Here is a 13,162-nt window from a genome sequence, read left to right on the forward strand (position 1 = left end):
CTCTAGAATAGAAACGCATCATGTATGGCCTGCATCTCTCTTCCATTCCGCTGTGAACATGCACGTCGCCACTTCTACCGCCCCACGTTGATGGCATCGGCAATAGCTGTCACACTTTGCCTTAATCCAGATTGGCATTTGGCAATAGCCCAAACACCGTCTGGTACCTCACAGAACCATCGATCAAGCGTAGCCGAGCATGACACTGCACAACTCGAACAACGGCAGGCAGCGCAACGGGCTGCGGTGCAATCTGGCGATCACCAGGCAATTGAAGATACGACCCGCGCTCTATCGGCATTCGCGCTGCATGCAATGGCCGACCTGCGTGCATCGGAGCACATGCTTCCCGAAGCCGTCGAACTCTACCACCGGGCGTTAGCCCTGCAGGATTCTCCCGAAACCCGCAGCCACCTGGCCGATGCGGAGCTCCTTCAAAAGAAAGCTACCTTTAAAAATGGCGCATCTCAGAGCAAAGCTGTATCTCCGGCACGCAGACGTATTGACCCAACCTCCAAGCCGACAACTTCTCAGCTCGCACATTTGAGCCCATCCAAGGCACACATGTTCACTGCCCTTGACACACAACTGCGTCAGATTCTCAGCAGTAGTTTCAACGACTGGGGAACACTCGAAGCCCGCCGGCAGCGATACCCGGAGGCTTTGATCTATTTTCATGAGGCCGAGGATTGGGAGGCCTCTACACCCGGCCTGCGGCGCAACATCGGGATTGCGGCGTTCCTCGACGGGCAGTATGAAGAAGCAGTGCGCGCTTTGCAATTAGCCGCCTTGCGCGAACCGCAAGACCAGCACACTTGCTTGATGCTGGCGATGTCCCAGTTTTCGCTGGACCGTTTTTCGGATGCAGCTCGCACCTTTGCGATGGTCGCTGACCTGGCGATGCGGGATCCTCGCGCAGCCTACGCCTGGGCACTCTCCCTCGCCCGCACGGACCAGCAGGCGAAGGCCAACGAGATCGTGGATAAGTTGAGCACCCAGACGCTTCCTTTGGACCAGCTCGCACTGGTCTGCAAAGTCTACGACGTAACGGCTAACTATGAACAAGCCGTCAAATGCTTCCGGCGAATATCCCAGCAGGACCCCACTTTCAAAGGCTCTCACCTGGAAACTGGAGCAGCACTCATCCGGCTGGACCGTCCAACAGAAGCCATTCCTGAACTACAGGCAGAGTCAAAGCTCAGTCCCGACAATCTCGACGCGCAATACTATCTCGCCTACGCATTTCTGCAGGTCTCACGCAAGGAGGAAGCTGCCACGCTGCTGAAGTCCATCATCACCGCAGACCCTGCATACGTGCAAGCGCAGTATCAGTTGGGAAGACTCCTGCTGGACGACGGGCAAACGGAACAGGCAATCCAGCACCTGGAAAGTGCCGCAAATGCTGATACAACGCATGACTACCTGCATTACCAGCTTCATGTGGCGTATCGACGGGCGGGCCGTACAGCCGATGCAAATCGGGAACTAAAGCTATATAAGGAAATTAAAGCCAGTCATCGCACAATAACATTCCCGCAGGATCATGAGAAGAACTAACGCCGACGATCGTCGCCCTTGGACCAAAAAAGGCCAACAGCCGATCCAGTATGTCTGTCATATGCGTGTCGCGCCGATTCCACGAGCTCTCGCCGCCTTCCAACATCGCGCGGTAGTATCGCTCGGCGTCCCGGACAAGCATGGCGTTCTGTTCCGCAGAAAATGCCTCGCGGCGGGCGTGAGGACCATCCCATGATTCCAGTTCGGCACTCCTGCGCTGCAGTTTCGTCACCTGCTCGATGACGGCAGTCTCGCAGCTTGCCGTCATACCGAAGTTGGCTGCGTACCCATCCGCCCGCTGACTACAAGACCACACAAAACATGGGTGGCACTCTGTATTTGCTGTTTGCGGCGCTTGCGATGCTCCTGATGATCGGCTGCAGCAATGTCTCGAGCTTGTTATTGGCTAGAGGCACGCCGCGGAGTGATTACGTGCTGCCGGTATGTGGGCAGCATGCGCTGACACTCGGTGGCAGCGTGGCATGGAGCGAGAGCGCTTACGGAGTGAGGTCAAAGCGTTAATTCTGAGATGTTTTCAGCGTCGCAGGCCAGTTAAGTATCACGGAGTATGATTCCAGATAGCCCTTTCGTGGCTGCAGTACCAGAAACTTGAGTCCGTCTGGCGTGACAGCATACTGATTGACCGTTGCATCTGGTACAAGTCCGGTATCGAATAGTTTTCGTGGAGCGCCTATCTTCACAAGCGAGCCGCGCTCCAACGTGACGGATATCATTTCTCCGTCGTTACTGATGTAGAAGAGTTCCCTGCCGTCCCCGCGCCATCGCGGCTGTGCGCCACCGGCCGGCGACACCTGCTTGATGTCTTCAAACGCAGGAAAGGATGCAACAAACACGTCCCATCTGCCGTCGCGCAGCTCATCATAGGCGATCAATCGTCCATCTGGAGACAGATGAAACTCATCTTTGAGGGAACTCGATGAATATACAGGTTGAGGTCTCCTGTCGCCCGTCAGGGGTAGTACCGAAAGTGTCCTGGTGTCGTGCGTCAGGAGAAATTTACCGTCCGGGGACCAGTCCTCCACCCAGTGCGTTCCGTTATCGCCATAAATCGGCTCCAGCTGCTGCTTGCCCACTTCGATCTTTGCTACCAGGAACGGCGGATCACTCCCGCCGTTCGGCATGAGATTGAAAGCAACGTAGCGAGAGTCTGGTGACCACACTGGATCGGACTGCGCGTGGGGATCAACCGTTAAGGGTGTGGTTGTATTTGTCCCAATATCAATCAGCCACAAACTGCCTGTAGCATGCTGTTGGAACGAGTTCAGTGCCAGGTGCTTACCATCGGGAGAAAGCGTGAACTGCTGATAATCGACCACCGGATCCACGCCGCCGACCGTTGCGCCATCTCGTGCATACCACCTGAGTTGATAGACCGGAAATCCCTCTGCGGTGCCGTAGATCAGCACTCCATTTTGCGACGCGGCGAATTCGGAACTGCCAAGGTACGCTGGCGACGCAGCGACGTTGCGAGCCACCAACAGAGGTTCCCCTATCCTTCGCAATGAGTTCCATTCCATCCGTTGTGCATAGAGATTCTGTTGCTGGATGAACAGCAAGTACTCATCGGCGACTACTGGCCTGTGCGGCGTGGTTACGATTTCAGTGGGAGCGTCGCCATCTAGTCGCTGAGCATACACCTTCGCGTGTGGATCATCCGCCGTCAGACTTGTCCGAGCTAGGTAGATAAACTGTTTGCCATCCGGCAGGAACTGAACCCACATTTGGCTGACTTGTCCCGGAAGCAACGACGTCACCGGAGTCGCTTTTGCGCCGTCACGAGAGACACGGAAGATTGGACTGTTTACGGTTCTGGCGAAGAGAATTGTTCCGTCGGGGCCCCATGTTCCTTGCGCGACCTCTGCAACGCTGAAGATCACTTCGGGAGTTCCACCCGATCGTCCTATTTTCTGCAGCTTGCCACTCGCCCAGAAGCCAATGAACCGTGAGTCTGGGGACCAGAACGGAAACAGCGCGCCCTCAGTCTGCTCCATTTTTCGCGGTTCTGAAGAACTCAACTCGCGGAACCACAACGAGCTTTGACCAGACGCATCACTCGCCGCAAAGGCCAGCATCTCGCCATCGGGAGAAAGGGCCATATATTCGAACGGGTGCCAGTTTCTGTGTAGCGTTATGCCGGGCGGCAGGCCCAGTGACAACCGTACCGCATTGGACTCGCGAGGCGGGTGACGTCGTGATGAAATCACGACAGAAACAGCGACAACCGCGATTGCCGCAAGGACCACAATCACTGATTTACGCCGCCGCTGGGACGGCGAGAGAGCTGCAGTCGAGGGCACCTCGTTGCGAACTGCGCCCACATCTTCGGGGGGCAGCCTGCCCGTTTTGTCGAATTGATGCCCTGTCGGCATGCGCCATATTACCCCTTAAATGGCAAGTAAGGGCACCGTTCCTTAAGCACTGAGGCTAGGCGCAACCGCGCCGGGATTAGGCGCGATATGGGGGGTTACAGCTCGATGATTCCTCGCTTCACGCCGATCGTTGCGGCGTGTGTTCGATCGTTAGCACCCAGCTTGGAAAGGATGGATTTAACTCGACTTTTGACGGTTTCTTCGGTGATCGAGAGTTGGTCGGCGATTTGCTTATTAGTGTTGCCAGCCGCGATCAAGCGAAGAACGTTGATTTCTGCCGGTGTCAGTGCATCGTCCGTCGCGTGCTCAGCCAACTCGTAAGAGGCTTCAGGAGAGAGCGCCTTCCTGCCGGCATGAACGGCTCGGATTGTCTCTACGAGCTCCTTGTGAAACGTGCTTTTGAGCAGGTATCCCTTTGCTCCCGCTTTGAGAGCGCGAAGAATCTGAACGTCACCCTTGTAGGTCGTCAGTACGACAATCTTCGCCTCGGGAAATTCCCCGCGGATCGCGACGATCGCATCGAAGCCGCTCATCTCCGGCATTTGCAGGTCCATCAGCGTGATGTCGGGGCGGTGGGTACGAAACTGTTGTATCGCCTCGGAGCCATTCGAGGCTTCGGCCACCAGGTTCATATCCGGCTGAGTGCCGACGAGGACCGCTATGCCCTCCCTTATCAGAGCATGATCGTCCGCAATAAGAATGCGAATTGGTTGCGACCCCTCACTGACGCTCGATGGTTTCATTCACATCACTTTCTGTTGCCGAGCGCTTCCCGAAGTACCAGAAACGCCGCGTTGGTTTCGTGTACGCTCGCGAGCCCGGAATGATCAGCTCGATTTCCGTTCCGCCATCGGCTTCACTCCAGATCGTTAGCTTCCCGCTCACGAGCGCGGCTCGTTCCTTCATGCCTCGTAAGCCGTAGTGCCCCTCACGTCCGTCTTGGCTGAGAACGTCCGAATCGATGCCCTTTCCGTCATCCCGAACGCGGAGCCGGAAGTACTTCTCGTCGTATCGAATCTCAACTTCTAAAGTTTGCGCCGCCGCATGCCGGAAGGCATTGCGCAGGGCCTCGGCAGTAAGTCGGTACACTTCATCTCGCAGAATCGGATGCAAATTGCGAGATGTCCCTTCCACGACCACGTCGAATCGGGGAGAGGATTGATTCGTCTCAGCAGAAGCCAACGCTTCCCCGAGTGTCCGAATGGCCTGTGCAAGGTCGTTCTGTTCCACGGCGGACACCCTCAAAGCTTGCACGGCATCCCTGCCCTCAGTAATCGCGTCCGAGGCCCGATCGACAGCTACTTCCAGTGTTTTGCGAGCGTCGACTGCGCCCTCCGGCAACTTGTAAATGACAGCTTGAAACAGTGGCAAAACTGCTTGAAAACTCTGAAGCAGGGTGTCGTGCAGGTCGCGGGCAATACGTGTGCGCTCGCTTACACGCTCTTCCAGGCCCAGGTTGAACTGGTACGCCAGTTGCCGGACACGCATCTGGTAAGCCGCCCACACCAGTGCCACGAATAAGGCCGCGCAGAGCGCACGAAACCAGTTCGTCTGGTACCACGTTGGCGGGATCACGAACCCCAGCGACGCGCCCTCATCGTTCCACACGCCGCTGTTATTGCACGCTTTCACGCGGAATTGGTACGCCCCGGGACCGAAGTTCGAATACTGCACCTCCCGATCATTCACCACCTCGCGCCAATCCGCGTCCACTCCCTCAAGTTTGTAACGGAAGCGCACCTTCTCCGGGATCACCAGGCTCAGCGCCGTGTAATGAATCGTTAGATAACGAATGCGCGCCGGCAGCCGCATCCCATTCCGCGCGTCGTACGGCTTCTCATCGGTGATCACCTGCTCGATGCGCACCGGTGGCGGCAGCTTGTTTTCTGCAAGATGATGCGGGTCGATGACACTAACCCCGTCGTACGCGGCAAACCATATTCTACCGTCGGAAGATTTGGTGACACCATGTACTTCTGAAGGATAGGAATGGCTCGGTACACCGTCAGAAATGTCGAACAGCGTAGTCTGGACTGATCTGGAACGATCGGCAATCCAAGCGTCCAATTCCGGCCGAAGAATTCGCACGAGGCCGCATGCCATGTAGAGCCAAAAGGAGCGATCGTTGTCCTCCATCGTCCAATGCACACTTTCACACGGCAACCCGTTCTTGCTCGTGAGAGTCGCGATGCGGCCATCCTTGATGCGGCTCAGCCCAGTTTCCGTTGCCGCCCAGAGCCCGCCGTTGGGTCCGAATCTAAGCTGGTTCACCCTGCCGCGTCCAAGCCCATCGGCGGCAGAGTAAGATTTATGGATTCGACCGTCAGCGAAGTAGGAGACTCCACCCTGGTTGAATCCTAGCCAGAGTCCGCGCTGCGAGCGGTCGGCCAGCAAAACACGGGCATGGTCCGTATGTCCTAGCGCAGCCCAGGATAGCTTTTGGACCACCCTGTCACCAACTAAATGAAACAGTCCCTTACTGTCATTCGCAACCCACAGATGCCCTTTCGGGAGTTCCGCCACCGAAACTGCCAATCCGCCGCCGAGATCGAGCACGGGAACAAATCGATCGCTGTCGAGATATCCGTATGCCGCGAGCGTCGACACCCAGATGCGTCCGCTGCTGTCCTGAAATACGGAATGAGTCGTTCCATCGCCACGGAGTACCACTGAGATCTGGCCGTTTTTCCACTTGTTCAGACCACTGTGGGTTCCGATCCAGACTTTGCCGTCGCTTGATGCCAAAATCGACAAGGTGTTGGTGTTAGAGAGACCCTGTTTGATACCGATGTTCGGAACGGCATACTCACGGAACCTGTCGATGCCGTTCGTAGTGACCACCCAAATATCGCCTTCTTGGTCCTGCAAAAGTCGGTTCACGGTGTCGCCGGAAAGGCCATCAGCCTCGGAAAAATTATCTGTCTTGCCCTGATGGAAGTGAATCAGGCCGCGGTCTGATGTCGCGACCCACACCGCTCCGTCACGATCGCGGAGCATCTGCGACGGCCTGAACCGCTGCGACGAGCGGACTGAGGCACCTCGCTGCACTTGCCGGGGAATGAGTGCTCGGCCTCCTTTATGACTGTCATTCACAAACGCGAAGTCTTCGTGCTCTAGAAGCGCCTGTTGCGCATGCTGGGGGTCCGATACTTCGCTTGATTGCGGTCGCCCCGACTTCCACTTCCGAGAGTCCTTATCAAAACCTACCCAAAAGTTTCCCTCGGCATCGGCATCGATCGCGCCGACGTTCTCCCCAAAAATGCGAGGTTCGCGGGTACCGACCCATACTGTGCCCTCGCCGTCCTCAAGTAATGCAGAGATCCGGCTGCCATTCAGCTCGGAATACGTGATGAATTTGCCTTCCTTCCAACTGGCGAGTCCATTGTAGGTGCCAATCCACAAAGCGCCGTCGCGCGTAACCAGCAGAGTTCCGATATCTTTGCCGGGCAGTTCCTGACCAGATGGCGGCTGCCAAGGCACGGCGCGCACGCCATCGAAGCGAAGCAAGCCGAATTCCGTGCCCAGCCAGATGTATCCGTCTGGTGTTTGTGCGATCGAGTATAGGAAGCCTTTAGCGAAGCCATCGCGCACCTTCCAAGCGGTATGCGCGTACTGGCTGATGTCGAGCGACGGGTCCAATGCCAACGCGCAAGCGCAGCATGCCAACATCAGGGCCAGGCAGATGATCACCTCTGCGCGCGCTTTTCTCATAACACCGACATCTTAGCCCAATCATGCAACTCTGTTGGCGGTTTTGCCATTAGCGGAACTCCGCCGCAGATTTACGTATCGAAACGTTCGCGAAGCCATCAGCTGATCAAATTGCAACGCTGGATGGCTGCTCTTCTTCGTGATCTGCAGACGAAAACGAGCAGGCACAATTCTTGTCCAGCGGCCAATGACTTGGTCTTCAGAACGCCGTCGGGGCAGCCAATCAACCCCGATTAACTCAGTTGACGATAACGCATTCGGCGCAGAAACCCGTTTCAATGAGGGATTTGCCCCGTTCTCAACACTTGACCGCCGTGTGCGATCTTGCAAATCTAAGGTTGTTTTCATTGAAGGATACCTAGCCGATGACAGACTGGTTCGCTCGCCCCGTCCTGCACGTGACCAACGTTGTGGCTTCGCTCCGCTTCTACTCAAATCCCGGACCGAAACTGATGCAAGGAAAGAGGATAGTGTCATCTTTGTACTTATCTCCCGGACAAGCTTCAGCAGAAACTTCGTCCGGGTTTTATGTGCAACAGTCCGGGATTATTTCAGTGCAGCGACAATGCACCTAAATCCCGGAACAGGATTGAAAACAAACAAGCGTGATTCCGGGATTTGAGTGCAGCGTGACACCCGATCAGTGGCGCTAATAAACAGAAAGAGATGCGAATGAAAATCACGAAACGGCTGATATTGCCATTAGCCTTGTTGTTCATGCTCGCTTGCGCCAGAGGGGCAGGACATTTACTACAACTATGACCGGGCCTCTAACTTTCAATCGTATCGGACCTATCAATGGGTCGACCCCAGAGGGGGTCCGGGCGGTCCGTCAAAGGCCGATGTCTCGACCGGTTTGCCAAATTTGCCGATCGGCCCACCACCTATGAGCGGTAGCGGTATCGAAGATGATCAGTTGCTCGATCAGGACATTAAACGGGCAGTCGATGCTTCCTGGTTGTCACGAAAGCTTGCCGGAAAAGTGAAGGTTTGCTTACCTCCAATCAGTGTGGCGCGTTCCCACAGACCAGGCAAGCCATAGCTTCAGGAGAGGTCATGAACGCCAGCATCTCGCCCGTTCGAATTCTCGCGGTCGATGACCATCCGATCGTCCGACAGGGGATTGCCGGTCTGATAAGCATTCAGCCGGATATGATCCTTGTGGGTGAAGCGTCCGACGGTCGCGAGGCTATCCAGCTATTCCGGATGCACCGTCCCGACGTTATGCTGATGGACCTGCAAATGCCAGGACTGAATGGCGTTGATGCACTCATTGCCATTCGAAATGAATTTCCTGACGCAAAAATTGTTGTGCTGACGACGTACGCCGGCGATGCGCAAATTATCCTTGCTATCAAGGCTGGCGCTCAAGCGTATCTATTAAAGAATGCGTTGCACAAGGAACTATTGGAGACGATTCGTGGGGTACACGCCGGGAAGAAGGCCTTTTCCCCGGAGGTCTCGTATGAAATCGCCACGCATGCCACCGATGACCCATTGACGCCGGCAGAAGTCAGCGTGCTGCGGTTGATCGCAGCCGTCTATGCAAACAAACAAATTGCGCACCAGCTCTCCATCACAGAGGAAACCGTTAAGAGTCGAGTCAAGTGCATTCTTTCAAAATTGGGTGCCGATGATCGAACGCAAGCCGCAATGATTGGGTTTAAACGAGGAATCATCGACCTCTAGGTTCCCTCCGGCTGATTCCTCGCCGTCAACCGAACTCTAAAGAGTGACTGATAATGACTCTCTTTAGGGTTTCGCTCCGTCTCTGCAAGGCACGAAACTAGTGGAGTGTAGAAGGGTGGGTTTTTGCGGCGTCTATATTCCACATTCGCTGGCGGTTGGCCTGGAATCGGTTTGCTTCTCATGCGTGTCGTTCTCGGCGCTTCACTGCTTCTGCGTGCGAACTCGGCGCTGTGGAGCAACCCTGATGTCAGTACAACGATAATTTCCGCATTTCTGACGGTATTCGGACTCCTTCTCATTCCCGGCCTATGGACGCCCCTCGTGGGAGCCTTGGTTGCGTTGCTGGAAATCTTGCAGATCATGACGATAGGCGGAGATCGATGGGTAACGGTTTTGCTCGGAACCATTGGCTGCGCTCTCGCCATGTTGGGACCGGGCCTATGGTCAGTCGATGCTCGCCTGTTTGGGTGGAAGCGCGTGCAACCTCCACCGCGCAAAATCAGAGCCAACTCCTGAAGGACTCCTTCATCAATCACCGAAATTTCTGGCTTGACGGAGGCTATTAATTTCCCTCCCCAGAGTTTGCGATTTGCCCCGTCGTGGGGCTGTTTGCAAACGGGATTCGATAGACAATTCACACATCGGAACTAGGAGGACGAACACATGACACGCACTGACCTTGAAATCAATCAGGAAGGCATGTGGAGAACATTGGTCTTCGAACAGAAAACTACCCTCACGCTCGCGGTTGAGATGCTTTTGCGTTGCCATCTATCTCCCGAAGAGATCCTGACCAAGACAGCGATGGCATTGAAAGGCTCACACCACGATTCGTGAGGTTTGCGAGGGCATGAAACCTTGATGGACGAAATTCGTTTTCAGCAAGGTTATATGCGCAAGAAATCTTTACGCCGGTCAAAGCACAAAAAGGAAATCAGCATGAAGCACAAACTTGCGAGTACAGCAGTCGCTATCGGGTTGCTTGCAGCGTGTGTCTCTACGCGGTTCATATGAATGCCACCTGAGGTCGAAGTCGCTATGTTTCATTTAGATTACCTCTCTTGCTTTCTCACCATACTGGCGACTGTCCTCCTCGGTCGGAAATCGTGGACGGGACTTCTAATATCAATTGTCAACAGCATGATCGTTTGCGTAATCGGCTTTCGCACGTCTCAGTTTGGCTTTATTCCAGCAAATCTGATTTGCATCTGTGTATACGCATTCAGCATCCGGTCTTGGGTCAAACAGACTCACACGCATCGGATCCACCAGAGACGGGGGTTGGGACCACGGAGACGACGATGGTCAACACTCCCTACTCTCCGATCATCTCGAAGCGAGGGTTTCTTGTGAAAAGAAGTTATCACATCATTGCGGCTACAAGTGAGGAACTATGAATCGTAATTCCATACCGTCCAGGCGGACACCCATGACTTCCTTTCAGGTTGGGCATGGATTAGCTTGCCTAACTATCCTGCTCTCATTAAGCGCAGCATCAATAGGCCAGAATCCGAGCGAAGCGCAGAGTCCGGTCCCAGGGTCGGCCATCCATGTCACGCAAGTCCTGGGATTTGAAGGTGCGAAGCATAACGCCACCGGAGAGTTGAAAATCCAGGGTGGCGTCATGCAATTTCAGCACGATGGAAGTACAGCCGCACAGGTGAGCATAAGCTCCATTCAAGACATCTTTGTCGAGAAAGGAGACAAGCAGGTAGGTGGCACGGCTATGACGCTGGGCAAAGCTGCAGCTCCATATGGTGGAGGCCGGGTGGTGAGCCTCTTCGCACATAAGAAATACGACTTCCTCACAGTTGAATATCTCGATAACAGCGGTGGTTTTCACGGTGCCATATTTCAATTGGAAAAAGGCCAAGGAGAAACTTTCAAGAAGGCCCTGGTAGCTAACGGCGCGCACATCACGCCGCCTGTAGGGCAAACCCCCACCCAAAGCACTCTCGAGGTCAAGAATGAAAACAAATAGAAAAACTTCCCTTGCCGCAATTAAGACCACGCTGGGCCTGTCCGGCTTCCACCGGCCAAACAAGCACTACGGACCACTTGCGGCTGTTATCCTGCTGCTCGGTGCGTTGCAGCTTCAGGTATTTGTCCCAACTGTGCTTGCGGAATCCTCCACAGATGGAAGAAGCGGAGGCGCCCGGCCATGGAGCATGCAGGTAGATAGAGTCGACCCCGGAGACGTCGACCTTGATCCATCCTTCGGAGCCGCCATCTACGAGAATCTGCTCGAAGAGCTAACCAAAACGGAGCAGTTCAAACAGGTGTTCCGTAACGGGGATCGTAACGCGAACGATGTTCCCGGCCTGCTCATTCTGAAGACAACGGTCCAAAAATATACGCCGGGTAGCGAGACTCGGCGGGCCGTCACTACCGTGAGTGGGGCGACCAAGTTGAACGTTCGCGTTCAGTTGGTCACACGAGAGGGCCAGGTAGTCCAGGAGCATCTTGTCGATGGCAATGTCCGGTTCATCGGTGGCAACCTGCGAGCGACCCACAACTTGGCACACAATGTGGCAGCTACTTTGAAAAAGTCACCCCTACCGGAGCAGGCCGCCGTGCTCCCCGAAAAGGAGACCGGAAATATGTCTAAGTAACCATTGCGTACACCAGGAGCAGTAAACACGAACGCTGCAGAGGTGAAATCATCATAAAGCTCAAGCTCAACTCCCGCTTGGTCATTGCCTTATGGCTGGGGGCGTCCCTTGCGGGGCCGATTCCTTGGAACTGAAGAATGGCAGCCTGATTAAGGGCAAGTTCATGGGTGGCACGGAGAGTGGGATCAGCTTCCAGGTCGGCTCCTCGGTGCAGAAGTACAACCTCGCTGACATCGTTTCGCTCAAGTTTGATTCCGAAAGGGCAGCAAGTAACCAACCGAATGTCGACGAGTTCGCTTCCCAGCGAACCGCAACGGGCAGAGCATGCCGTCATGAAGACACCGGCGTATGTCACGACCCCGGCAAGAACAGTATCTCCGTGCGTACCATCTATGCAATCGATTCCACGCAGAATCAGGTGGGCGATCCATTCCAGGCCCCCCTCGAAGAACCGCTGCGCGTGGACGGCAAGGAGATAGTCTCCAGGGATGCCGCTGTCGATGGTCGGCTGGCGGAGTCGAAATACTCCGGAACGTTCACCGGTAGATCGCAGCTACGGCTGGACCTAACGGCGCCGAACTTCGTTGGACGCGACTTCCTCGATTCTCTGTGCCATGTTTGAAGCCGGGATCCGATGATCCGTGCGCCCTGATCGGGTAGAAGGCAGGACAGCCTCCCGACGTGTCTTACTCGGAATCGTGCAGGTGTTAACACTGGCTCCGCCCTGTCGGACCGCGACTTCCGGGTTTTTGTTTGACACGAAAATTACACTTTGTGCTCATCTGAGGTTTGCATCGGTTCGCAAATTCTGCCTGATTTCAGACTAAGCCCCTCAGGCCTTCGATTGGCCGTAAGCCGTCGTAAGCTCGCCGTAACCTGGCTAGCTCGTGGAGCATAATTAATTGGGGGAGAGAAGGAAGTGTCAACGCCGCCCTTGTCATCCGGAGATCTCGCGACAACTCTGCACCTGACCGCATGCCGGCAACGAGTAAGTAGCTTATCGCACGGGCCATTCACGAGCGAAGCCCGCGCAATTCGTAAGTTAATTGTGCTGCGCAGAGAAGATCAAGGATGCTGATTGGAGGAACCTGACGGTGTAGAGTGAAGTGCATCAGGAACAGAGGTGAAACTGTGCGTTTCCTGGCGTCATCGGTTACACAACAGTTCGGAGAGATCCTGGTCGCATGACTTTGTGGGCAAGGC

The 13,162-nt window shown here is 55.2% G+C and carries 11 protein-coding genes; 7 read left to right on the forward strand and 4 right to left on the reverse strand.

The genetic code is table 11. The features are described 5' to 3' along the window. The first annotated feature begins 138 nt into the window (after positions 1–138). The gene (locus BDD14_RS26525) at positions 139–1,557 is read left to right on the forward strand and encodes a tetratricopeptide repeat protein (RefSeq protein ID WP_165420311.1); all 1,419 of its coding nucleotides are present in this window, start codon (positions 139–141) and stop codon (positions 1,555–1,557) included. On the opposite strand, the gene BDD14_RS34780 is transcribed toward BDD14_RS26525, so the two are convergent. The 4 genes from BDD14_RS34780 to BDD14_RS26545 form a co-directional block, all read right to left on the reverse strand. Next, positions 1,505–1,825 (reverse strand): erythromycin esterase family protein, encoded by a 321-nt coding sequence (locus tag BDD14_RS34780; RefSeq protein ID WP_130423841.1) that lies wholly within the window; start codon positions 1,823–1,825, stop codon positions 1,505–1,507. The genes BDD14_RS26525 and BDD14_RS34780 overlap by 53 nt on opposite strands. Before the next feature lie 250 nt (positions 1,826–2,075). Continuing rightward, complete coding sequence (locus BDD14_RS26535; RefSeq protein ID WP_130423843.1) at positions 2,076–3,947, reverse strand: TolB family protein; 1,872 nt, start codon at positions 3,945–3,947, stop codon at positions 2,076–2,078. 95 nt (positions 3,948–4,042) lie between these two features. Beyond that, entirely contained in the window at positions 4,043–4,690 is a 648-nt protein-coding gene (locus BDD14_RS26540) for a response regulator (RefSeq protein WP_130423845.1), read from the reverse strand. After that, positions 4,668–7,658, reverse strand: coding sequence for a sensor histidine kinase (locus BDD14_RS26545; protein ID WP_130423847.1), 2,991 nt, complete (start codon positions 7,656–7,658; stop codon positions 4,668–4,670). The genes BDD14_RS26540 and BDD14_RS26545 overlap by 23 nt, the downstream gene beginning before the upstream one ends. A 1,056-nt stretch (positions 7,659–8,714) precedes the next feature. On the opposite strand from BDD14_RS26545, the gene BDD14_RS26555 reads away from it, so the two are divergent. From BDD14_RS26555 to BDD14_RS26575, 6 genes are all read left to right on the forward strand, one after another. Then, positions 8,715–9,347 carry a response regulator gene (locus tag BDD14_RS26555; RefSeq protein ID WP_130423849.1) on the forward strand — a complete coding sequence of 211 codons (633 nt, stop codon included), beginning with the start codon at positions 8,715–8,717 and terminating at the stop codon, positions 9,345–9,347. 180 nt (positions 9,348–9,527) lie between these two features. Then, positions 9,528–9,863: a hypothetical protein gene (locus BDD14_RS26560; RefSeq protein ID WP_130423851.1), complete on the forward strand. Its 336-nt coding sequence runs from the start codon at positions 9,528–9,530 to the stop codon at positions 9,861–9,863. 147 nt (positions 9,864–10,010) lie between these two features. After that, positions 10,011–10,184, forward strand: coding sequence for a hypothetical protein (locus BDD14_RS32080; protein WP_165420312.1), 174 nt, complete (start codon positions 10,011–10,013; stop codon positions 10,182–10,184). A 766-nt stretch (positions 10,185–10,950) separates the two neighbouring features. Next, positions 10,951–11,328 (forward strand): hypothetical protein, encoded by a 378-nt coding sequence (locus tag BDD14_RS26565; protein WP_165420313.1) that lies wholly within the window; start codon positions 10,951–10,953, stop codon positions 11,326–11,328. After that, positions 11,315–11,959, forward strand: a complete 645-nt coding sequence (locus BDD14_RS26570; protein WP_130423855.1) for a DUF4410 domain-containing protein — start codon at positions 11,315–11,317, stop codon at positions 11,957–11,959. The genes BDD14_RS26565 and BDD14_RS26570 overlap by 14 nt, the downstream gene beginning before the upstream one ends. A 124-nt stretch (positions 11,960–12,083) precedes the next feature. Next, entirely contained in the window at positions 12,084–12,581 is a 498-nt protein-coding gene (locus BDD14_RS26575; protein WP_130423857.1) for a hypothetical protein, read from the forward strand. Positions 12,582–13,162 lie beyond the last annotated feature (581 nt).

The organism is Edaphobacter modestus, from assembly GCF_004217555.1.
Lineage (GTDB): Bacteria > Acidobacteriota > Terriglobia > Terriglobales > Acidobacteriaceae > Edaphobacter > Edaphobacter modestus.